Source organism: Pseudoxanthobacter soli DSM 19599 (genome assembly GCF_900148505.1).
In the GTDB taxonomy this organism is placed as follows: Bacteria; Pseudomonadota; Alphaproteobacteria; order Rhizobiales; family Segnochrobactraceae; genus Pseudoxanthobacter; species Pseudoxanthobacter soli.
Window position 1 is genome coordinate 227018 of record NZ_FRXO01000006.1, and the last position, 20786, is coordinate 247803.

Sequence of the window (20786 nt, forward strand, 5' to 3'; positions counted from 1 at the left end):
GACGTCGCAGGCTCATTCCTCGACGAACTGCACCGTCTTCACGTCCGGCAGTTCGGAGAGGTCCATCGAGTAGTTCGACCCGTAGTGGGGGATGTCGAGTTCGTCCTCGGTGAGCGTCCAGTCGTCCGGCAGATCCCAGAACGCCTTGAAGTCGGCGAGGAAGCGCGGGCCGAGCTTGAACGAGGCCGCGAACATCTGCTTGACGTGGTCGCCGGCGCCTTCCTTGGCGATGATCCGGGTCCGCTCGCCGGCGATCCAGTCCGACGCCGGCACGGAACCGGCGATGCGCTCGCGGCGGATCGCCGCCCGCCGCTCGTCGGTCGCCGCTTCGTCGACCACGTAGGCATCATGCTCGCGGCGCGTCACCACGCCGTAGACGCTCAAGGCGAAGCGCTCGAGCAGGTAGCCGCCATTGAGGTCGTCGGCCACCGATTGCGGATCGCGGTCGATCGGGTCGCCGAAGCCCGGGCCGCCGCGCATGTAGTTGAGATAGAGATCGTAGTCGGAGAACATCTCCTCCGTGGTGATCGCCTGCTTGTCGCGCTTGATCACCGCGTCCTTGATGAGGCCGTCCCACACCGGATGCTCCGGATCGGTGTCGCCGCCGAGCGGGATCGGCTTGCCCGCCTCGATGAGATCCTTCAGGCCGGTCTTGTGCGCGGCGAAGCGATAGCCGGACGCCGCCGGATAACCGCCCATCAGCCCCCAGTCGGAGGAGATGTGGCCGTTGCCCATGAAGAACATGGTCCAGTCCTTGGCATTCCAGACAAGGCGAAGGCTCTCGAAGCCGCATCCGCCGCGATATTTGCCGGCACCGCCGGAGCTCGCCTTGATCTGGCGGCCGAGATAGACGAGCGGCTCCGCCAGCTCCCAGATCTCCATGTCGCCCATGTCGCCTTCCGGGTTCCAGATGGCGGCGGCATGGCTGAGGCCGTCGCCGACGGCGGTGGCGCCGGTGCCGTTGGCGGCGCATTCGAACGAGTTCACCGCGTGGATCTCGTCGTACTGGTTGAAGCCGCCACCCTGGAGCCAGTTCGAGGTGTTGGCGTTGCCGGCGTTCACCTCCTCAAGATAGCCGCGGCCGAAATAGGACCGCGACAGCCCGCGCCACAGCGCGGTCCAGGCCGAGACGAGGAAGTGCCACGAATAGGAGAACGCCACGCGGCGGTCGTCCGGGTTCATCCAGGTGCCCTTGGGCAGGCGGAACTCGGTGCCGTAGGCCGCGCCGTCGTTGATCATCTCCGAGGGGATCAGCGTCTGGGTCATCATCACCCAGATGCCGGAGGTGAAGCTGACCTGATGGGCGTTGTAGGTGTGCCAGCCCCAGCGGCTCGCGCCTTCGAAATCGAGCCGCCAGGTGCCGTCGCCGCGGATGGTGATCTCCGACGGCGCGTGCATGATGGTGTCGACCTTTGCGAAGTCGGACGGCACGCGGACGTCGTCGTGGGAATAGGGCACGTCGACGAAGCCGACCTGGCGGTACTTGCCGGGAATGGTCATCGCCTTGATGCGGTTCTGCAGGCCGAGCCGGCCGTGCTCGACCGCCTCGTAGGCGAACTTCCAGTAGGCGTCGATGCCCTCTTCCGAGATCACCTCCTCCACGAGTTTGCGGATCATGTGGCAGCCGGCAACGCGGGTGCGCTCGTCGAGCATCCAGTAGCGGGTGGTGCGCACCATGCGCTGGCTCTCGTGCAGCCAGTCGCGGAACAGCGTGTCGTTCGCGCCCACCTTGCGGCAGGTGATGGAATAGCCGTCGCCGAACCGCTGCACCTGGCCGGTCGCCATCGAGCCCGGCCCGACCGCGCCGGTATCGATGACGTGGGTGACGCCGCCGACCCAGCCGATCAGTTCGCCCTCCCAGAAGATCGGCACGATGGTGTGGATGTCACAGGGATGGACGTTCCCGATCAGGGAATCGTTGTTGCAGAAGATGTCCTTGTCGCGGACGCCGGGATTGGATTCCCAGTCGTTCTCGATCATGTACTTGATCGCCGCGCCCATGGTGCCGACATGGATGATGATGCCGGTCGAGGTGAGGATGCTGTCGCCGGCCGCGTTGTAGAGCGTGAAGCACAGCTCGCCTTCCTGTTCCACGATGGGGGAAGCGGCGATCTTCTTGGCGGTTTCGCGGGCATCGACCACGCCGGCGCGCAGACGCGAGAACAGCTTGTTGTAGAGAATGGGCTCGCTGTCGCGCAGCTCCATCTTCTTCAGGCCGGCATAGTGCTTCGTGAGCTTCGTGGCCTCCATGATGCGGTCGCGGTGCTGCTTCAGGGTCTCGCCGCCGCGGACGACGCCGCGCGCGTCGGTGCCGAGATCGCGGTCTCGAATATTGATGTTCATGGGGTTTCCTCCGGTTTCTTGGTGTCGGTCGGCCGCTCAGACTTCCTTCAGGTGGAACAGGCGGTGACCGTCGAGGAACGTCTCGAAGCCGTCGGGGACCACGAAGGTGGTGGCGTCGGATTCGATGATCGCCGGGCCGACCACGCGATTGCCGGGACGCAGCGCCTCCATGCGGTAGAGCTGGGCGTCGACCCACCGCTTCTTGCGGTAGAACTTGCGCGTGCCGAGGAAGGCCTCCTTCGGCGGCGCTTCGCCTTCGAGCGGCTCCTTGGGGATCTTCGGCTTCGGGATCGGCACCGTGCCGCGCATGATGGCGCCGGTGACGGAATAGCCGAGCTCGGGCGAGCGGGCCGAGGCGGCGTAGACGCGGCCGTAGGTGGCGTTGAAGGCCTCGACGAGGCGCTCCCAGTCCTCGGCCGTCGCGGCGGAGGGCAGCGGGGATTCGATTTCGAGGTCGTTGAGCTGGCCGCGGTACTGCATCCGGAAGCCCGGCTGGAGCTTGACCTGCGCGGCGTCGTAGCCGTTCAGCTTGAACTCCTCGAGCACGTTGTGCGTCAGCTCCGTCCAGGCCGCCTGAAGCGTGCGGGCGGCGGCCTCACGCTGGTCGTCGGGCGCATCGGGGGCGAGGTTGATGTCGAGCGACTTGTCGTAGCGGTACTCGAAATCCGCCGCCGCGCAGCCGAAGGCCGAGAAGCCCGCCGCCCACGCCGGCACCACCACGTCCTCGAAGCCGAGGCCCTCGGTGTAGCCGTAGGTGTGGACCGGACCGGCGCCGCCGTAGGAGAAGCACACGAAGCTCTGCGGCGAGTAGCCCTTGCTGGAGATCATCGAGCGCAGATAGTCGCGCAGATCGGAATCGAGCAGCTCGATCACGCCCGCCGCCGCATCCTCGACCGAGAGCCCGAGCGGATCGGCGAGCTGCACCTTGATGGCGTCGACCGAGCGCTGCCGGTCGAGCTTCACGGCGCCGCCGAGGAAGTTGTCGGGATTGAGGTAGCCGAGCACCATGTGGCAGTCGGAGACGGTGACGGTCTCGATGCCGCTTTCCTTCCAGCACACGCCGACGCGGTAGCCGGCCGAATCCGGCCCGAGCTTGATCGCGCGGGTATAGGGATCGAGCCGGATGAACGAGCCGGCGCCGGCGCCGACCGAATCCATCGCCACCAGCGGCAGCGACAGCACCAGGCGCGCCATGTCCGGGTCGTTCTTGATGGTCAGTTCGCCCTGGGTAATCAGCGCGACGTCGAATGAGGTGCCGCCGATGTCGGAGCAGGCGATGTTGCCGTAGCCCAGGACCTCGCCGAGATATTTCGCACCGATGACGCCGCCGATCGGGCCGGAGACGATGGTGCGGGCGAGTTCCTTGGCCTTCCAGGAGATGGTGCCGCCATGGGTGGCCATCACGCGGAAGTCGAACTTGGTGCCGTGCTCCTTGAAGGCGTCGGAGATTTTCTTCAGCGTCTGGCGGGAGGGTTCGGCGGCGTAGCCTTCGAGGATCGTGGTGTTCGTGCGGTGGGTTTCCTTGCGCACCGGGTAGTAATCGGCCGAGGCGAACACCGGGATCGCCTTGCCGCTGTCGCGCACTTCCTCCAGCACGATGTCGCGCACCCGGCGCTCGTGATCCGGGTTCTTGTAGGAATGCAGCAGGCTGATGACGATGCCCTCGACATCGGCCGCGATCAGTTCGCGCGCGGCCTCCCGCGCGGTTTCCTCGCGCAGCGGAATGACCACGCGGCCGGACATGTCGACCCGCTCGACAACGCCGCGGGTGAGATTGCGCGGTACCAGCGGGGGATCGTAGCGATGGGTGTTGAGGTGGATGCGGTCCTCGTAGGCGTAACCCAGATAGCACTGGATGGCGCGGCCCATGCGGTGGAAGTCTTCCATGCCGCGATTGACGATCAGGCCGCAGCGCAGGCCCTTACGCTGCACGACGCGGTTGAGCATCGCCGTGCCGGAATAGACGCCGGTCTGCAGCTCGCGCAGCGCCTCGTTGAGGCCGATGCCCCAGTTGCCGAGCCCGTCCTTGCTGGAGGCGATGAGGCCGAGCGCCTCGTTCTGCGGCGTCGACTGGGCCTTGCCGACGACGAAGTCACCGTCCGCATCGACGAAGAACGTGTCGGTCATGGTGCCGCCGGCATCGATGCCGAGCACCTGCACGCTTCGCTTGTTCGGTGCGTGGATATTCACGGGTTGTCCTCCCTGATTCACGCCGGCTTCTGCCGAGCCGGACATGAGAGAGGATCGCAGGCGCCGTGCCAGTCCGGTCACACCGGGGCAGAATGAGCAATATCAAGGAGTTATGCTTCGAGACGGATCGGAGGCGCCGTCCGCGTGTGTCCGGATGTCGGACAGGGTCGAACGTCCGGACCGACATCAAACGTCCGGCATCGAACATCCGCCGGCACCGGCGCACGCCGTTCGGACCGATCGATCCCCGGTGGAAAGTGTGCAGGGGAAAGGGCGCCGGGCGATGCCGTGACGCGCAACCGGCGGGTGCCGGTCAGGCGTCGCTTTCGTCGCGATAGCGCGCGAGCTTGAGATAGAGCGTCGAGCGCGCGATGCCGAGGCGGCGCGCCGCTTCGGCGAGGTTGCCGCCGGCCGCCTCGACCTGGGCGAGGATCGCCGCGCGTTCCGCTGCCTGCATCTCCCGCCGCGAGGCCGGCATGGCGTAGGGCGCCGGCGTCACCGCGGGCCAGGGCGCGAGGGGCGGCGCAGGGGGTGTCGACGGTGCGGACGCGGCGAAGCAAGCGCCTTCGGGCCGCCCGGACGACCGCCGGATATCGGCGGGAACATCGGCAAGGTCGAGGACGTCGCCGTCCGCGAGCGCGACCATGGCATCGACGACGTTGCGCAGCTCGCGCACGTTGCCGGGCCAGGGATAGGAGCGGAACAGGTCGAGCACGGACGGCGAGAACCGCGGCGGCGGGCGGCCGAGGCGCATCGCGGCCTCGTGGCCGAGCCGCGCCGCGAGCAGCACGATGTCCTCGCCGCGCTCGCGCAGCGGCGGGATGGCGAGCCGCACGGCGGCGATGCGGTAATAGAGGTCGCGGCGGAACCGGCCGGCCTCGACCTCGGCGGAGAGGTCGCGGTTCGTCATCGAGACGATGCGGATATCCACCTGCCGCGGCTCGTGGTCGCCGATGCGATAGACGACGCCGTCTTCGAGCACGCGCAGCAGATAGGATTGCAGGTCGAGCGGCATCTCGCCGATCTCGTCGAGGCAGAGCACGCCGCCGTCCGCCTTCTCGATGCGCCCGGCGCGGCCCTTCTCGTCGGCGCCGGTGAAGGCGCCCCGGGCATAGCCGAACAGTTCGCTGGCGATGAGATCGCGCGGCATGCCGCCGCAATTGAGCGGCACGAACGGACCGGTGACGCGGGGCCCGGCGCACTTGATGGCGCGCGCGAACAGCTCCTTGCCGACGCCGGTCTCGCCCTCGATCAGCACAGGAAGGGCATTGCGGGCGAGCTTGCGGCCCTTTTCCCGGGCCTGCTCCATCGCCGGGCAGTCCCCGACGATCTCGTCGAAGCCGAAGAAGGGCTCGGCGGCCGATGGCAGCGTGGCGGGCGTGGCCGATGGGCCGCCGCCGGCGCGCGCCTTGTTGTGCATCAGGATGATGCAGCCGATCGCCTCGCCGTCGACCCTGACCACCTCGAGGCTGGCATTGGGGAAGCGGCGGCGGCAGTTTTCCTCCCAGAGCGTGCTTTCGGCCCGGCCGATCAGCGCGTGAACGTCGCTGGCGAGGCCCTCGGGCGAGGCGGCATCGAGCTTCTGGCGCACATGACGGGTGCCGTGGACGAGGACGCCGCGCCGGTCGACCACCAGCATTTCCTCGCTCAGCCACATCGAGCGCTTGGACAGGAAGCGACGCAGCAGTTCCTCGTGCTCGGCCTCCGCCACACGGCCGAGCTGTGCCTCGATCTCCTGCCCGATGGCGACGGCCAATGCCAGGCTCTGCGGATTGAACGAGGTCATCGGGCCGGAGATGTCGACCACGCCCAGCAGTTCGCCGCCGATCGGATGGCAGACCGGCGTCGCCGCGCAAGTCCAGCGCTGCACGTCCTCGCAATAGTGGGCCGCGCCGCGCACCTGGATCGCCCGCCGCTCCACCAGCGCCGTGCCGATGGCGTTGGTGCCGATCGCGGCCTCCTCCCAGCGCCCGCCGGTCTCGAGGTGGTTGCGCCGGCCGTTGTCGATGACGCGCGGATCGCCCGCCGTCTCGACGATGAAGCCCGTGGCGTCCGACAGGATCATCATCGACGACGCATCGCCGAGGAAGGCATGGGAGCGCGTCAGCGCCGGCCTGGCGGCGGCGAGAAGCGCGGCGCTCTGCCGGCGGCGACGGTGCACCTCCGGCTCGCCGGACAGGGGTGCCTCGGTCAGGCGGCTGACGACGCCCGAGGTTCGCGAGCGCTCCCAGGAACTGGCGAGCGCGGGGGAAATGGACGGCGGCCGGCGTCCTTCCGTCAGAAACGTTTCCCAGGCCCTGCGGATCGCGATCTGGTCGGCGTTCTGGTCCATGCGATGCCCTCCGGCTCGGGCACGCCCGCGCTTGCGCGAAGACGTGCGGTCGGGGCGGCGAGGGCCGGAACGGCTGCAACCCGCGCCATCGCCGGGCGGGACCGGACGGAACAAGATAAGAGTTCCATTGCACGCCGCTTCCGGCTTTCCGGACCATGACGATCCGGCGGAGCAGGCTGCCGATGACACCGGGCGGGGCGACAGAGACTTCAGAAGCCGGGCCCGGCTTTCTCCAGCCGAGATCCTTCGCCGTACGTTCCTCCAAGGTGAGCTCTTATGGGCTCATCCTTCGGTAGCATACGGCCGGGATGGCACCGCGGGCAAGCGATGTCGAAAATGTCAGCCCTCACAGGCGACGGAGGGGCGCCCGTTAAGGTCGAGGGCGGGTGAAGAGAATGCGGCGCCGGCCCATAGGGGCAGGCCGGCGCCGCGCCGACGGGAAGGGGGGAGTCCCGTCAGATGAGGTTGCGGGTGATCAGGTCCTCTCGGGCGACGAGTTCGGCCTGGGCGCCGGGCAGGGTGCGGTTGACGTGGGGCAGCCGGCCTTCGGCCATGTCGTAGAGCGTCATGAAGAAGAACGCCTGCTGGCCGAGCACCGTCGCGGTCTGGATCTCGTCCGGAAGCAGGTTCTGCTTTTCCGCCTCGGAGAGCGCGGTGGTGTGCTCGTAGACCGAGGTCTCGTCGACGTCGCCGCGGATGAGCTTCGCGGAGATGTCGGGATCCACGCACAGCGGACGGGCGAGGCCGACGAGGTCGCAGGTGCCGTCATTGAGCGCGCCGATCATGGATTCGCGGCGGCGGAACCCGCCGGTCGACATCACCGGCATCTTCGCGATGCCGCGCGCCTCGGCGGCGTAGACGGCGAAATAGGCCTCGCGGGCGGCGGTCGAGGCGCGGGGCGGCTCGCGCTCGAACTGGTTGTCGACCTTCACGCCGAGAAGGCTCAGGTGCTCGTAGGTGCCGCCGGTCAGTTCCAGAAGATCGAGCCCCTCGTGGTTGAGCCACTCCACGACCTGCATCGAATCTTCGTGGGAGAAGCCGCCCTTCTGGAAGTCGGCCGAATTGAGCTTCAGGCCGACCGGATAATCCGGGCCGACGGCCGCGCGGATGGTGCGGATCACTTCCAGCAGGAAGCGGGCGCGGGCCTTGAGATCGCCACCCCACTTGTCGGTGCGCTGGTTGACGCGCGGGCTGAGGAATTCGCTGATGAGGTAGCCATGGGCGCCGTGGACCTGCACGCCGCGGAACCCGGCTTCCTTCGCCACCCGGGCGGCATTGCCGAAGCGCCAGATGATGTTCTCGATCTCGTCTTCCCTGAGGGCGCGCGGCGCCTGCTGCTGCCAGCGCAGCATCTTCAAGGGAACGGAGGAGGGGGCCACCGGCTCGGGACAGGCGCCGGCCGGGGCCTGGCGGCCGGCGTGGCCGATCTGCGCCCAGACATGAGCGCCGTTCTCCTGGCCCGCTTCGGCCATGGCGGACAGCCGGCGCATCTGCTCGGCATCCTGCGGGCCTTCGATGCGCACATTGCCGGGGCGTTCCAGCGAGCGGCGGTCGACCTGAATGTTGCCGGTGATCAGGAGCCCTGTGCCGCCGCGTCCCCACAGGCGATACAGGCGTTCGTGATCGGCCGTGGCACGACCGAGATGATCGGCGCAGCCTTCCGTCATGGCGGATTTGCCGAGCCGGTTCGGCAGCGTCGCCCCGCACGGCAGCGGCAGGGGCGTGTCGAGCTGGATCCTGTGTTCACCCACGGTCGTTTCCTTCCCAGTTTTTTCTTGTGTTCGGGTCTTTGCCTGATGGGGCATCCGCAGGGCGCGCCCGCGGATGCCATGCGCGATGGTGACGTCGGCGGGGGCGACGTCAGTGCTTGTGCGTGATGAGCATCGTCGTCATGTAGGACTGGACCGCTTCGGTGCCGCCCTCGGACCCGAAGCCGCTGTCGAGCACACCGCCGAACGGGGTTTCCGGCAGCGCCAGCGCGAAGTGATTGATGCCGAGCATGCCGGCCTTGATGCCGGCGGCGATGCGCGCGGCGATGGCGTCCGAGCGCGTGAAGGCATAGGAGCCAAGGCCGACCGGCAGGCGGTTGGCTTCGGCGAGCGCATCGTCGAGCGAGGCCATGCGGGCGACGAGGGCGAGCGGGCCGAACGGCTCGTCGTTCATCGCCGCCATCTCCGTCGTCATGCCGGAGAGAATGGTGGGCTTGTAGAAGTTGCCGATGTTGCCGACGCGCGCGCCGCCGGTCTCCAGCGTCGCGCCCTTCGAGACGGCATCGTGGACCATACGGTCGACCGACTGGAGTTGCCCGAGCGTGGTCAGGGGACCCATCTGGGTCGCCGGATCGAGGCCGTTGCCGACGACGACCTTCTCCGTTTCCGCCACCATGCGGGAGACGAACGCATCGTGGATCGGATCGGCCACGAGGAAGCGCGTGGGCGACACGCACACCTGGCCGCTGTTGCGGAACTTCCAGAACACCGCCTGCGGCACCAGCGCGTCGAGATCGGCATCCTCCGCGACGATGACGGGGGCATGGCCGCCGAGCTCCATCGTCACCTTCTTGAGTTCCTTGCCGGCCGCCGCCGCCACGATGCGGCCGACGCGGATCGAGCCGGTCAGGGAGATCTTGCGGATCTCCGGCGCCTCCACCAGCGCCGTGGAGATCTCCGAGGCGCTGCCCCACAGCACGGAGACCGCTTTCGCCGGCACCCCAGCTTCCAGGAGGCAGCAGCCGATCAGCCATGCCGTGACGGGTGTGTCTTCGGACGGCTTGATCACCACCGAACAGCCGGCGGCGAGCGCCGGCGCGATCTTCTGCATCGGCCCCCAGGCCGGGAAGTTCCAAGGCGCCATCACCGCGACCGGGCCGACCGGCCGGTGGACGACCGACAACGTGACGTCCTTCAGCCGCGGCGGAACGATGCGGCCATAGGTGCGCCGGCCTTCCTCGGCCGACCAGTCGACGAGATCGGCGGAGGCATTCCACTCCAGCAGGGCCTGGGCGACCACCTTGCCCTGCTCGCGCGACATCATCCGCGCGGCTTCCTCGGCCTTGCCGCGCATGATGTCGGCCGCGCGGCGCATGATCTTGTACCGCTCGAACGCGGACAGCGCGGACCATTCGGCGAAGCCTTCCAGCGCCAGGGCCGCGGCCTCGCGGGCTTCCGCCTTGCCCGCGCGGGGCAGCGTCGCCAGGGTTTCGTCGGTCGCCGGATCCATGAGCGCGACTTCGCCGGCCGATCCGCGGCGGCGATGCTCTCCGCCGACGATGAGCGCTACGTTCTCCAACATCTGTTCAGTGTCCTTCCGACAAGGGGCGTGGGTGCGCCGGCATGGGCGCGCACCGGGGCGGCCGCGAAAGTGCCGGGGCACTCGCGGTGGCAGATCTCGTTGATGGCAAGCGGGACGGGGCGCGTCGCGGCGGGCGCGCCCCGCGTCTCAGGCTGTCAAGCCACGGGCGCGGCCGAGAGCGTCGGCCGCCTCGATGCCACGGATGAGCGCCTCGGCCGTCAGCGGCGGCGCCATGTGACGGCTGTAGTTGGTCGCGAGCGTCGCCTCCGCAACGAGCGCCTTCTCAGCCTCCGTCAAGGGTTCGGACTGGCCGAGGGCGGCGAGCGTCATCGGCAGGTCGACGGCCGCCATCAGGTCCATCACAGCGTTGCAGGCGGCCTCGTCCTGCCCCTCGACGCAAAGCTGGACGAGCGTGGAGAAGGCCACGAGCTCGCCGTGCAGCATTCCGGCCATGGCCGGGATGGCGGTGAGGCCGCGGATGAGCGCGTGGGCGAGCGAAAGGCCGCCGCTCTCGAAGCCGACGCCGCTGACCAGCACCGTGGCCTCGACGACGCTTTCCACATCCGGCGACCATGTGCCGGCCCTGACGGCGGCATAGGCGGCCGGGCCGCGCGCGCACAGCCGATCGAACACGGTCTCGGTCAGGAGGAGCGCGGTTTCGAGCGCTTGCGTCCCGAACGAATTCAGCCCGCCCGCCGCGCGGCATTGCCGCGCCTCGAAGCGCTTGCTCATGGCATCGCCGATACCGGCGGCGAACAGCCGGGCGGGGGCCTTGGCGATGATCGCCGTGTCGACCACGACGGCATCGGGATTGCGGCGGGTGAAGTCGACGCCGACGAGACGGTGGGTCTCGTCATAGAGCACGATCAGCCGGCTGGTCGGTGCGTCGCTGGAAGCGACGGTCGGGCAGATCACGATCGGCAGGTCCAGCGCCCGGGCGACGCCCTTGGCGGAATCGATCGCCTTGCCACCGCCGAACACGACGACGCTGTCGATGCCCTCCGCGCGGGCGGCCTCGCTCAGCGCCGCGATCACCGCGCGGGTGCATTCGCCGGGAAAATCGGCGAGGGCCGGCGCGATGCCGGCCTCCGCCAGTGCCGCCGAAGCGGCGGGCCAGACCTTGTCCTTCACCACGCCGTCGGCGAGCGCCAGCGGGCGGCGGTAGCCGAGGTCGGCGAACAGGCGGCCGATGCCGGCCAGCGCGCCCGGCCCCTGCACGTAGCGGCCGGGAAAGCCGATGGTGCGGACCACGCCGCCGGGCTCAGATGTTCCGGTCATCGGCCCCGCCTCAACCATAATAGGCCGGGGCCTGCCGGAACGACGGCCAGGCATCGGGATCGTGGCCAGTCACGACCATGGCGTCGGTCTGCTCGGCCAGCATCCGGAGCTTCTTCACCGAGTGGGACACCTCGATGGCGGAGGTCAGGAAGCCCGGCAGGCACTTCTCGTTCCAGTGATCCATCGTGTAGGTCGCATCGATGGTCAGCAGCACCGCGCCGGTTTCCGGCAGGGTGATGAGGAACGACTGGTGGCCGGGCGAGTGGCCGGGCGTGAAGATCATCTTGATCACGCCATCGCCGTAGAGATCGAAGCCGTCGGTCTGCGGGCCGTCGAGGAAGAACCACTTCAGGCCGGGCTTGTCGATGTCCTTCAGGATGTAGCCGCCGGCGGCGAACCAGTCGGCGGTGAAGGCATATTCGTATTCCTTGCGCTGCACGATGTGCGTGGCGTTCGGAAAGCGGCCGATGGCGCCGGTGTGATCGAGATGCAGGTGCGACTGCAGCACGTAGCGCACGTCCTTCGGATCGAAGCCGTGGGCCTGCATCGCGTTGATGCAGCCGGTGTCCTCGGTGAGTTCCGGCCAGTAGACATCGGACACTGCGCCCCAGTGCCCCTTCGGATCGCGGGCGGCCTCGACCGCGATGCCGCCGTCGATCACCACGTTGCCCTTGGGGTGGGTGATGAGGAACCACGGGATCGGCGTGTAGAACACGTCCTGCCCGGCGCCGAGCTTGATGTTGACCTCGCGCTGGCGGATGCGGCCGGTCTGGAACATGTAAAGACGGATATCCGTCATGGTTTCCTCCATCATCTGTTCTTGTTGGGGGGTGGTTCGCTCAGCCGGCCGCGTCAGCGGGCATCGGCCAGGATCATGTCGGCAGCCTTCTCGCCGATCATCACGATGGCGGCGTTGCAGTTGCCGGAAATCAGCCGCGGCATGATCGAGGCATCGACCACGCGCACGCGCTCGACGCCGCGCACCTTCAGATCGGGCGTGACGGCGGCGTCCTCTCCGGTGCCCATCGTGCAGGTGCCGGAGGGGTGGTAGATGGTGCTGCCGACGCGGCGGCAATAGGCGAGCAGATCCGCGTCGCTGGCGATCGCGAGGCCCGGCTCGATCTCGGTCTCCATGAAGTCCGACATGGCCGGCGCCTGCATGATGTGACGCAGCTTCTTCAGCCCGTCGACGTTGGTCTGGCGGTCCACCTCGGTCGACAGGTAGTTGACGCGGATCGCCGGCGGCGCCAGCGGATCGCGGCTCTTGATGTGGATGTCGCCGCGGCTTTCCGGACGAAGCTGGCAGACCGAGGCCGTGAAGCCGGGGAAGGGGTGCAGCGCCTCGCCCATCTTGTTGGTGCTGAAGGTGATGAAATGCACCTCCACGTCCGGCGTCGCCACATGGTCGTTGGAGCGGAAGAACGCGGTGCCGTAGCCGGCGCTGACAGTGAGCGGACCGCGGCGGCGCAGGGCATAGTCGAGCCCCATGCCCGCACGGCGGAAGAGGTTGTGATAGGCGTCGTTGATGGTGATGCGCTTCTTGCAGCGGAACACCATGCGCACCTGGAAATGATCCTGCAGGTTCTCGCCGACCCGCGGCGCATCGGCCACCACCGGCACGCCGAGCGCGGTGAGGCGCGCGGCGTCGCCCACGCCCGATAGCTCGAGAAGCTGGGGCGAGTTGATGGCGCCGCCCGAGAGCAGCACCTCGCGTCCCGCCCTCGCGCGCTTGACGCGGCCCTGGTGGAGGAACTCGACGCCGGTCGCGACCTTGCCGGAGAACACGACGCGCGTCGCCATCGCCCCGGTGAGCACGGTCAGGTTCGGCCGCTTGCGGGCCGGCTTCAGATAGCCGACCGCGGTGCTGCAGCGGCGGCCGTTGCGCGAGGTCGTCTGGAAATAGCCGACGCCCTCCTGACTTTCGCCGTTGAAATCGGGATTGAACGGCAGGCCGCGCTCCTGGCCGGCGGCAATGAAGGCATCGCACAACGGATGCGGCGCGACGGGATCGGACACCGCGAGCGGTCCGCCGACGCCGTGATAGCGGTCGGCGCCGCGCTGCTGGTCCTCGGAGCGGATGAAATAGGGCAGCACGTCCTCGAAGCCCCAGCCGGTACAGCCGAGGTCGCGCCAGAGATCGAAGTCCTCGCGCTGGCCGCGGATATAGACGAGCCCGTTGATCGAGCTCGAACCGCCCAGCACCTTGCCGCGCGGCTGGAACACCCGGCGCCCGCCGAGCTCCGGCTCCGGCTCGGTTTCGTACATCCAGTTCACGCGGGGGTCGCGGAACAGCTTGCCGTAGCCGAGCGGGATGTGAATCCAGATATGCCGGTCTTCGCCGCCGGCCTCGATCAGAAGCACCCGGTGGCGGCCGGACGCCGTCAGCCTGTTGGCCAACACGCAGCCGGCCGACCCCGCGCCCACGATAATGAAATCGTATGAGCCGGCATCTTCGATTGCAGTGTCCACGCTCTCGTTTCCTCGCCTTCGGCCGTTCACGGCCGCTTCGCCCCGGCGGACCGCAGGCGTTGGCCGCCTGCGGTCGTCCGGGATCGCGTTCTTGCCTTTCGATGCCGGGGCGGTGACCGGCGCGGCGGCCTCTTCGGGCCGTATCTCCGCGTCCGGTCCGCTCCGGCTCAGCGACTGCTTGTCGTGCGGACGGCCCACCCTCCGTGCGCGGCCTTGAAGGCCTCGAGTGCGGGCAGCATGTGGTCGATGCAGAGCTGCACCAGCCGCTCGCGATCGCCCACCTCCAGCGCCTCGATCATGCCGATGTGCTCGTCGCGCGACTGGCGGGCGAGGTCGGGATTGCCGATGGCGTAGCAGTGGATCGAAGCGGTCTTCAGCCAGTATTCCTGGATGGTCTGCTGCAGGTAGCGGTTGCCGCAGGCCCCGAACAGCGCCTGATGAAAGGCGTCGTTGGCGACCGCGGCCTCGGCGAGTTCGCCGACCTCGCTGTGGCGGATATAGACGTCGTTGATGGCGCGAAGCTCCGCCACGAGTTCGGCCGGGGCCGGCAGCGGGATCCGCATCGCGGCCTCACGCTGCAGCACCGTGCGCATGTCGTAGAGTTCGTCCACTTCCTCCGAGAGATAATCGCTGACGACGGCTCCCCGGTTGGCGCGACGCCGCACCAGTCCCAGGCGATCAAGCTCCTCGATGGCCGCGCGCACGACATGGCGTCCGACGTCGAATCGGGCTCCCAGCTCCTCTTCCACAAGCCGCTCGCGCGGTTTCAGCCGGCCGAAGATGATGTCGTGCTGAAGGGTGCGAACCACCCCCTGCACCTTGTCCTCGCTCCGGTTCCGCGTTTGGCCCTGAGGCATCGCGTTCGTCATCTCTCCTCACTGTCCCGGAAGGTTGCCTTCCGATTTGCAGACCATTTCGAATGGCGACATTTTTGTCAATCATGATTGTTGACAATCTTGTCTGCGATTGCGATTGTGCCGCCATGCCGCGAAAGACGGCGATCTGACGGCTCAGCGCACAGGATGTGCTGCGGGCGCTCCGGGAGGAATACTCAGAATGGCTGGAATTTTTGACCGCAACCTGCGCGGCGGCGCTGGGGGTGTGAATCGTCGCCATTTCCTTGGCGGTCTGGGGGTCACTGCCGGCGCCGCGGGCGCCATCGGCATGATGGGCGTGAAGCCGGTTCTGGCCGCCGATCACCCGCCGTCGTTCGAGAGCAACGGCAAGAAGGTCAAGGTCGGCCTCGGCCTCAACTACGGCCCGTTCAACCAGCCCTGGCGCCGCGGCTGCTGGCGCATCGTGCAGACCGTGCTCGATGCCGGCGGTGAGATCGTCACCGTGCGCGGTGAGCCGTCCAAGCAGAGCGAACAGGATTCCGCCCGCCAGCTTCTGGATCGCGGCATCGACGTGCTGGTGCTCGGCATCTATTCCCAGGAATCCGAGACCGCCTACATCGTCGAGGACGCCCAGCGCCGCGGCATCAAGACCGTCGGCTTCATGGTTCCGGTGAAGGATTCTCCGTCGGTCGCCGAAGACACCTGGGGTACGGCGACGCTGACCGGCTATTACCTCCAGAACGTGCTGCGCCGTCAGGGCTCCATCGTGCAGACCGCCGAGGACCGCGGCTTCTACACGCCGTTCGACATGGAAGTCGACCAGCTCAACCTGATGACCACGTTCGAGCCGCGCATGAAGATGCTGCCGTTCATGTCGGGCAGCGTCTCAACCTCCGACCAGATCTCCAAGGGCCGCGAGAACGTACTCTCGCTGCTGCAGGCCAATCCCGATCCGAACAGCCTCAACGCCATCGCATCCTGGTGGTGGCCGCTGACGGTGGGCGCCTCGCAGGCGCTGACGCAGATGGGCCGCAAGGTCCACCTCACCAACCACTTCTTCTCCGAGCAGCTCCTGAGCGAGATGCAGTCCCCCGACAGCCAGATCGAGTTCAGCACCGACACCCCCTACCACACGGCAGGCGACTGGGTCGGAAAGCTGGCGATCGCGCTCGGCCAGGGCATCGATGTGCCGGCGAACGTCTACCACCTGCCGGTGACGTCCATCACCAAGGCGGAAGCGGGCGCGGCCCTGAAGGAACTGAAGGAGATGGACGAGAAGGCCATCGCCCTCCTGAAGAACTACGGCGGCTGACGCGGCGGGTCCGCGAAAGCCTGAACGGTCCCGAAGGGAGGAATTTGCTGTGCAGCCCGCTTCCACCAATACCGCGCCCAAGGCGCTTGCGACCGCGCCCTCACAGAACGACCGCAGCGGGGTGATGCTCACCCTGCTGCGGCGGTGGGGCACGATCATCGTCATCGTCCTGGTCGGGGTGCTGTTCGCGGTCCTGTCGCCTTATTTCGGCACCGTCTCCAACTTCAACAACATCCTGTTCTCGATGATCGTGAGCGCCCTGGTCTCCATGGGCCTCACCTTCGTCGTGCGCGTCGGCAGCTTCGACCTGTCGATCGGCGTGACGGTGACCACCACGTCCATCGTGGTGGCGCTGCTCATCCCGATGGTCGGCGCGCCGCTGGCGATCGTGGGCGGCCTCGCCGCCGCCTGCGTCGTCGGGCTGGTGAACGGGGTGCTCGTCACCTACGGACGCCTGTCCGGCATCGTCACCACCCTCGGCGTGATGTTCCTGCTCGGCGGCGTCAACCAGTACCTCACCGGCGGCTATCAGGTGGCGGTCGATTACGGCGAGGCGGGCTTCCGCTATATCGGCCAGGGCCGCGTCGGTCCGATCGCCTTTCCGGTGATCCTGCTCGCTGTCGTCTTCGTCATCGGCCACATCCTCGCCACCCGCTCCAAGGTCGGCCACTACATCTCGGCCGTGGGCGACAACCCGATGGCGGCCTATTATTCCGGCCTGACCGTCTATCGCTGGGTGATCGTCAGCTTCGTGCTGTCGGCACTGTTCAGCGGCATCGGCGGCGTCATCCTCACCTCCATCTCCACCTCGGCGCAGCCGGTGGGCGGGCAGGGCTACCTTCTGGAGGCGTTCGCCGCCGTGTTCCTCGGGGCGACCATCCTCGGCAAGGGCAAGCCCCATCTGCTCGGCACCCTGCTCGGCGTGTTCTTCCTGTATATGGTCAGTTCGGGCATGAACATGGTGGGCATCTCCTACGCCACCCGCCAGCTCTTCAACGGTCTCGTGCTGCTGGTCGCCGTCGGTGCCAACGCGATGCTGAACCGCGAAGAAATCCACCTGAAGTTCATCTGACCGGGGGAGGGTGGGCCATGAGCGACAACACCAGAGCCGACGCCCCCGTGCTCGAACTGAGGGATCTCCGCAAGGACTTCTCCGGCGTCGAAGTGCTGAAGGGCATCTCCCTCTCGTTCGAACGCGGCGAGGTGCATGGAATCCTCGGCGAGAACGGGGCGGGCAAGTCCACGCTGATCAAGATCCTGACCGGCGTCTATTCCCACTCCAGCGGCGACGTGCTGCTGAACGGTGAGCCCGTGGTGATCCACAAGCCCGCCGACGCGCGCCGCCACGGCATCGGCGCGGTCTATCAGGATGCTGAACTCGCCGGCTCGTTCACGGTGGCGGAGAGCATCCTCCTCGGCGCCGAACCCGGCGGAGCGTTCGTCAAGCGCAAGGCGATCCGCCGCGAGGCGAGCGAGATCATGGCGCAGATCGGCATCACGCTCGATCCCGACCGGCTGGTCTCGACGCTGAGCGCGGCCGAAGCCCAGATGGTGACGCTCGCCACCCTGTTTCACCGCCGATACAAGATCATCATCCTGGACGAGCCGACGGCCCGTCTCTCGGCGACCGAAGCCGATCTCCTGTTCGCGCTGATCGAGACCTTCCGGCGCGAAGGCATCACCATCCTCTACATCTCCCACCGTCTGGGCGAGGTGCGCCAGCTCTGCGACCGGGCGACGATCCTGCGCGACGGCCGGGTTTCGGGCACGCTGAGGCGCGGCGAGATCCAAGAGGACGTGGTGACGACCATGATGGTCAACCGCTCCGCATCGGATCTCGACATCGCCAACCCCGGGCTGGCGCAGCAGCGCGTCGTGCTGGAAATGCGGCAGGTCTCCACCGCTCGCCTCGCCCCGTTCGACATTTCGGTGCGGGCGGGCGAGGTGCTGGGCATCACCGGTCCCGTCGGCAGCGGCATGGAGCAGATCGAGCGCATCCTCGGCGGCCTCGGCGCGTTCGAGGGCGAGGTGCGGGTCAACGGCACCGCCGTGCGGCTCGGCTCGCCCGGCGCGGCGCAGAAGGCCGGCATCGCGCTCATTCCGGAGGAGCGGCGCAAGCAGGCGCTGTTTCCGAACCTGTCGCTCGGCGAGAATGTCAGCCTGCCGGCGCTCGACAAGTTGTCGAGCCTCGGTCTCGTCTCATCGTCGAGAAAGCGGGTCTACGCCGACGCGATCATCGACCGCCTGCACGTGTTCCCGAAGGCTCCCGACCGGCCGATCCGCTTCTTCTCCGGCGGCAACCAGCAGAAGGCCGTCATTGGCAAGTGGCTGGAACGCAAGGCCTCGATCTACGTTTTCGTCGAACCGACCTCCGGTGTCGACGTGGGCGCGATCCGCCAGATATACGAGGTCATCCTCGGCATGGCAGCGGCCGGAGCCGCCATCGTCGTGATCTCGACTTCCATCAAGGAGCTGCTCGCCCTTTCGGAGACGATCGCCGTCATTCACGACGGCACCGTGAGCGCCAGCGGACCGCGCGGGATGTTCGATCGCGACAGCCTGCTCGCGCTCGCCATGGGAAAGCGGCAACTGGCTTCCACCGCGGTCTCGATATGATTCATGATTTCATCGTTATCGGCGGCGGCATCGTCGGGCTGGCGACGGCGCGCGAACTGCTCGCAACCCATCCCGGAGCCGCGGTGGCCGTTCTGGAGAAGGAAGATGGCCCCGCCCGCCACCAGACCGGCCACAACAGCGGCGTCATCCATGCCGGCATCTACTACAAGCCCGGCAGCCTGAAGGCGCAGCTCTGCCGCGAAGGCGCGCAGGCGACCAAGGATTTCTGCACCGAGCACGGCATTCCCTTCGAGACCCGCGGCAAGCTCGTCGTGGCGACCAATCCGCTGGAACTGCAGCGCATGGTGCAGTTGCGCGAGAACGCCGCCGCGAACGGCATTCACGTCGAGACCCTCGACGCCACCGAACTGAAGCGGCGTGAACCCAACGTCGCCGGCATCGGTGCCTTGTTCGTGGCGGAAAGCGGCATCGTCGATTACCGCCAGGTCTGCGTGGCACTGGCGGAGGACATCCGCCGGGCAGGGGGCGAACTGACCTACGGCGTGCAGGTCGAGGCCATCGCCGAGACCGGCAATGCGGTCACCGTGTCGGGAGGCGGCAAGAGCTGGCAGGCGAAGCGGCTGATCGTCTGCGGCGGCCTGCAATCCGACCGGCTGGCCCGCATGGCGGGGCTGAGCATCGATTATCAGGTGGTGCCGTTCCGCGGCGAATATTACGCCCTGCCGGAATCGCGTCGCAACCTCGTCCGACACCTGATCTATCCCGTGCCGGATCCCTCGCTGCCGTTCCTCGGCATCCATCTGACGCCGATGATCGACGGGGCGCTCACGCTCGGTCCGAACGCCGTGCTGGGCTTTGCGCGGGAAGGCTATCCGCGCCTCTCGGTCAATCTCAGCGACGTCTGGTCCTATGTGACCTTCCCCGGGTTCTGGCGGGTGATGCGCAAGAACTGGCGCTCGGGATTGTCCGAGGGTCGCAACTCGCTGTTCCGCAGCCGCTATCTCGAGGAATGCCGGAAATATTGCCCGGACCTCACCCTCGACGATCTGCTGCCGCGCGAAGCGGGCATCCGCGCGCAGGCGGTGCTGCGCGACGGCACGCTGGTCCACGACTTCCTGTTCGTGGAAACGGCGCGGATGCTGCACGTCTGCAACGCGCCGTCGCCCGCCGCCACGTCCGTGCTGCCGATCGCACGCATGATCGCGCGCCGGGCCACCGGGGCGATCAATACCTGATCCATCATGCGCCGGCCGGCCGCCGGGGAGGCCGGAGCGCCTTCCTTCGCCTTCCATGGCGTTCGCCCCCGCAGTTCGAGAGCTGATCCGATGACCACCGATTCCATGTTCGCGCTCACCGGCAAGGTTGCCGTCGTTACCGGCGGCAACGGCGGCATCGGCCTTGCGATGGCGGCAGCGCTGGCCGAGGCCGGCGCGCGCGTGATGCTTGCCGCGCGCAATCCGGACAAGGGCGCCGAAGCCGTGCGGCACATCGTGGATCGCGGCGGCGACGCCCGCTTCGTGCCGGCGGACCTGAGCGAGCCCGAGGCCGCCTCCGGCTGCATCGCGGCCGTGGCGGCGGACGAAGGCCGTCTCGACATCCTCGTCAACAATGCCGGCATCACGGCCCGGAAGCGGCCGGAAGACCTGGACATCGCAGAGTGGGAGGCCGTTCTGCGGACCAATCTCACCGCTGCCTTCGCCTGCGCGAAGGCGGCCTACCCGGCGCTGAAGGCCTCCGGGGCCGGCCGCATCCTGAACATCGGCTCGATGTATTCGCTGTTCGGCGCGCCGTTCGCCTCCGCCTATGGCGCCAGCAAGGGCGGCATCGTGCAACTCACGCGCTCGCTCGCCACCGCCTGGGCCGCCGACGGCATCACGGTCAATGCCGTGCTGCCGGGCTGGATCGCGACCGACATGGGCGTTTCCGCCCGCTCGCAGGTGCAGGGCCTCCACGAGCGCATCGTCGCCCGCACACCGGCCGGCCGCTGGGGCGAGGCGACCGATCTCGCCGGTCTCGCCGTGTTTCTCGCGGGCCCGTCCGCCGCCTTCATCACCGGCGCATCGATCCCCGTCGACGGCGGCTATTCCATCGCCTGACGCCGGGACGCCCCGCGGCCGCCAGCCCGATGGCGCCACGGACCGCCTGTGAGCGTCCACGC

The 20786-nt window shown here is 67.9% G+C and carries 14 protein-coding genes; 5 read left to right on the forward strand and 9 right to left on the reverse strand.

The window, feature by feature from the left end:
* Positions 1 to 12: 12 nt before the first annotated feature.
* The 9 genes from BUF17_RS15815 to BUF17_RS15855 form a co-directional block, all read right to left on the reverse strand.
* Complete coding sequence (locus BUF17_RS15815) at positions 13 to 2343, reverse strand: hydantoinase B/oxoprolinase family protein (protein WP_073630421.1); 2331 nt, start codon at positions 2341 to 2343, stop codon at positions 13 to 15.
* 36 nt (positions 2344 to 2379) lie between these two features.
* Complete coding sequence (locus BUF17_RS15820) at positions 2380 to 4533, reverse strand: hydantoinase/oxoprolinase family protein (RefSeq protein ID WP_073630423.1); 2154 nt, start codon at positions 4531 to 4533, stop codon at positions 2380 to 2382.
* Positions 4534 to 4846: 313 nt separating this feature from the next.
* The gene (locus BUF17_RS15825) at positions 4847 to 6865 is read right to left on the reverse strand and encodes a sigma-54-dependent Fis family transcriptional regulator (RefSeq protein WP_073630425.1); all 2019 of its coding nucleotides are present in this window, start codon (positions 6863 to 6865) and stop codon (positions 4847 to 4849) included.
* A 455-nt stretch (positions 6866 to 7320) separates the two neighbouring features.
* A complete protein-coding gene (locus BUF17_RS15830) occupies positions 7321 to 8616 on the reverse strand; it encodes an NADH:flavin oxidoreductase/NADH oxidase family protein (protein ID WP_244530910.1) in 1296 nt (431 codons plus the stop codon).
* Positions 8617 to 8725: 109 nt separating this feature from the next.
* Entirely contained in the window at positions 8726 to 10156 is a 1431-nt protein-coding gene (locus BUF17_RS15835; RefSeq protein ID WP_073630427.1) for an NAD-dependent succinate-semialdehyde dehydrogenase, read from the reverse strand.
* A 147-nt stretch (positions 10157 to 10303) separates the two neighbouring features.
* On the reverse strand, positions 10304 to 11434 hold the full coding sequence (locus BUF17_RS15840) for a glycerol dehydrogenase (RefSeq protein WP_210215453.1): 1131 nt from the start codon (positions 11432 to 11434) through the stop codon (positions 10304 to 10306).
* Positions 11435 to 11444: 10 nt separating this feature from the next.
* Positions 11445 to 12233, reverse strand: coding sequence for an AttM family quorum-quenching N-acyl homoserine lactonase (gene attM, locus BUF17_RS15845; RefSeq protein WP_073630670.1), 789 nt, complete (start codon positions 12231 to 12233; stop codon positions 11445 to 11447).
* 53 nt (positions 12234 to 12286) lie between these two features.
* Positions 12287 to 13903: a GMC family oxidoreductase gene (locus BUF17_RS15850; protein ID WP_073630429.1), complete on the reverse strand. Its 1617-nt coding sequence runs from the start codon at positions 13901 to 13903 to the stop codon at positions 12287 to 12289.
* A gap of 167 nt (positions 13904 to 14070) precedes the next feature.
* A complete protein-coding gene (locus tag BUF17_RS15855; protein WP_210215454.1) occupies positions 14071 to 14721 on the reverse strand; it encodes a GntR family transcriptional regulator in 651 nt (216 codons plus the stop codon).
* Between the two features lie 238 nt (positions 14722 to 14959).
* Here BUF17_RS15855 and BUF17_RS15860 point away from each other — a divergent pair, with 238 nt between their 5' ends.
* The 5 genes from BUF17_RS15860 to BUF17_RS15880 all read left to right on the forward strand — a co-directional run bounded on the left by BUF17_RS15860 (position 14960) and on the right by BUF17_RS15880 (position 20724).
* Complete coding sequence (locus BUF17_RS15860) at positions 14960 to 16051, forward strand: sugar ABC transporter substrate-binding protein (protein ID WP_073630433.1); 1092 nt, start codon at positions 14960 to 14962, stop codon at positions 16049 to 16051.
* Positions 16052 to 16100: 49 nt separating this feature from the next.
* The gene (locus BUF17_RS15865) at positions 16101 to 17123 is read left to right on the forward strand and encodes an ABC transporter permease (protein ID WP_073630435.1); all 1023 of its coding nucleotides are present in this window, start codon (positions 16101 to 16103) and stop codon (positions 17121 to 17123) included.
* 17 nt (positions 17124 to 17140) lie between these two features.
* Complete coding sequence (locus BUF17_RS15870) at positions 17141 to 18667, forward strand: sugar ABC transporter ATP-binding protein (protein ID WP_073630437.1); 1527 nt, start codon at positions 17141 to 17143, stop codon at positions 18665 to 18667.
* The gene (gene lhgO / locus BUF17_RS15875) at positions 18667 to 19863 is read left to right on the forward strand and encodes an L-2-hydroxyglutarate oxidase (RefSeq protein WP_210215458.1); all 1197 of its coding nucleotides are present in this window, start codon (positions 18667 to 18669) and stop codon (positions 19861 to 19863) included. Before BUF17_RS15870 ends, lhgO begins: the two co-directional genes overlap by 1 nt.
* 90 nt (positions 19864 to 19953) lie before the next feature.
* Positions 19954 to 20724, forward strand: coding sequence for an SDR family NAD(P)-dependent oxidoreductase (locus BUF17_RS15880; RefSeq protein WP_210215455.1), 771 nt, complete (start codon positions 19954 to 19956; stop codon positions 20722 to 20724).
* Positions 20725 to 20786: the final 62 nt, after the last annotated feature.

Coding starts and splice junctions, on each gene's coding strand:
- BUF17_RS15815 (WP_073630421.1), bottom strand. CDS start 2,343: ATGAACATCAATATTCGAGACCGCGATCTCGGCACCGACGCGCGCGGC.
- BUF17_RS15825 (WP_073630425.1), bottom strand. CDS start 6,865: ATGGACCAGAACGCCGACCAGATCGCGATCCGCAGGGCCTGGGAAACG.
- BUF17_RS15835 (WP_073630427.1), bottom strand. CDS start 10,156: ATGTTGGAGAACGTAGCGCTCATCGTCGGCGGAGAGCATCGCCGCCGC.
- BUF17_RS15840 (WP_210215453.1), bottom strand. CDS start 11,434: ATGACCGGAACATCTGAGCCCGGCGGCGTGGTCCGCACCATCGGCTTT.
- attM (WP_073630670.1), bottom strand. CDS start 12,233: ATGACGGATATCCGTCTTTACATGTTCCAGACCGGCCGCATCCGCCAG.
- BUF17_RS15860 (WP_073630433.1), top strand. CDS start 14,960: ATGGCTGGAATTTTTGACCGCAACCTGCGCGGCGGCGCTGGGGGTGTG.
- BUF17_RS15870 (WP_073630437.1), top strand. CDS start 17,141: ATGAGCGACAACACCAGAGCCGACGCCCCCGTGCTCGAACTGAGGGAT.
- BUF17_RS15880 (WP_210215455.1), top strand. CDS start 19,954: ATGACCACCGATTCCATGTTCGCGCTCACCGGCAAGGTTGCCGTCGTT.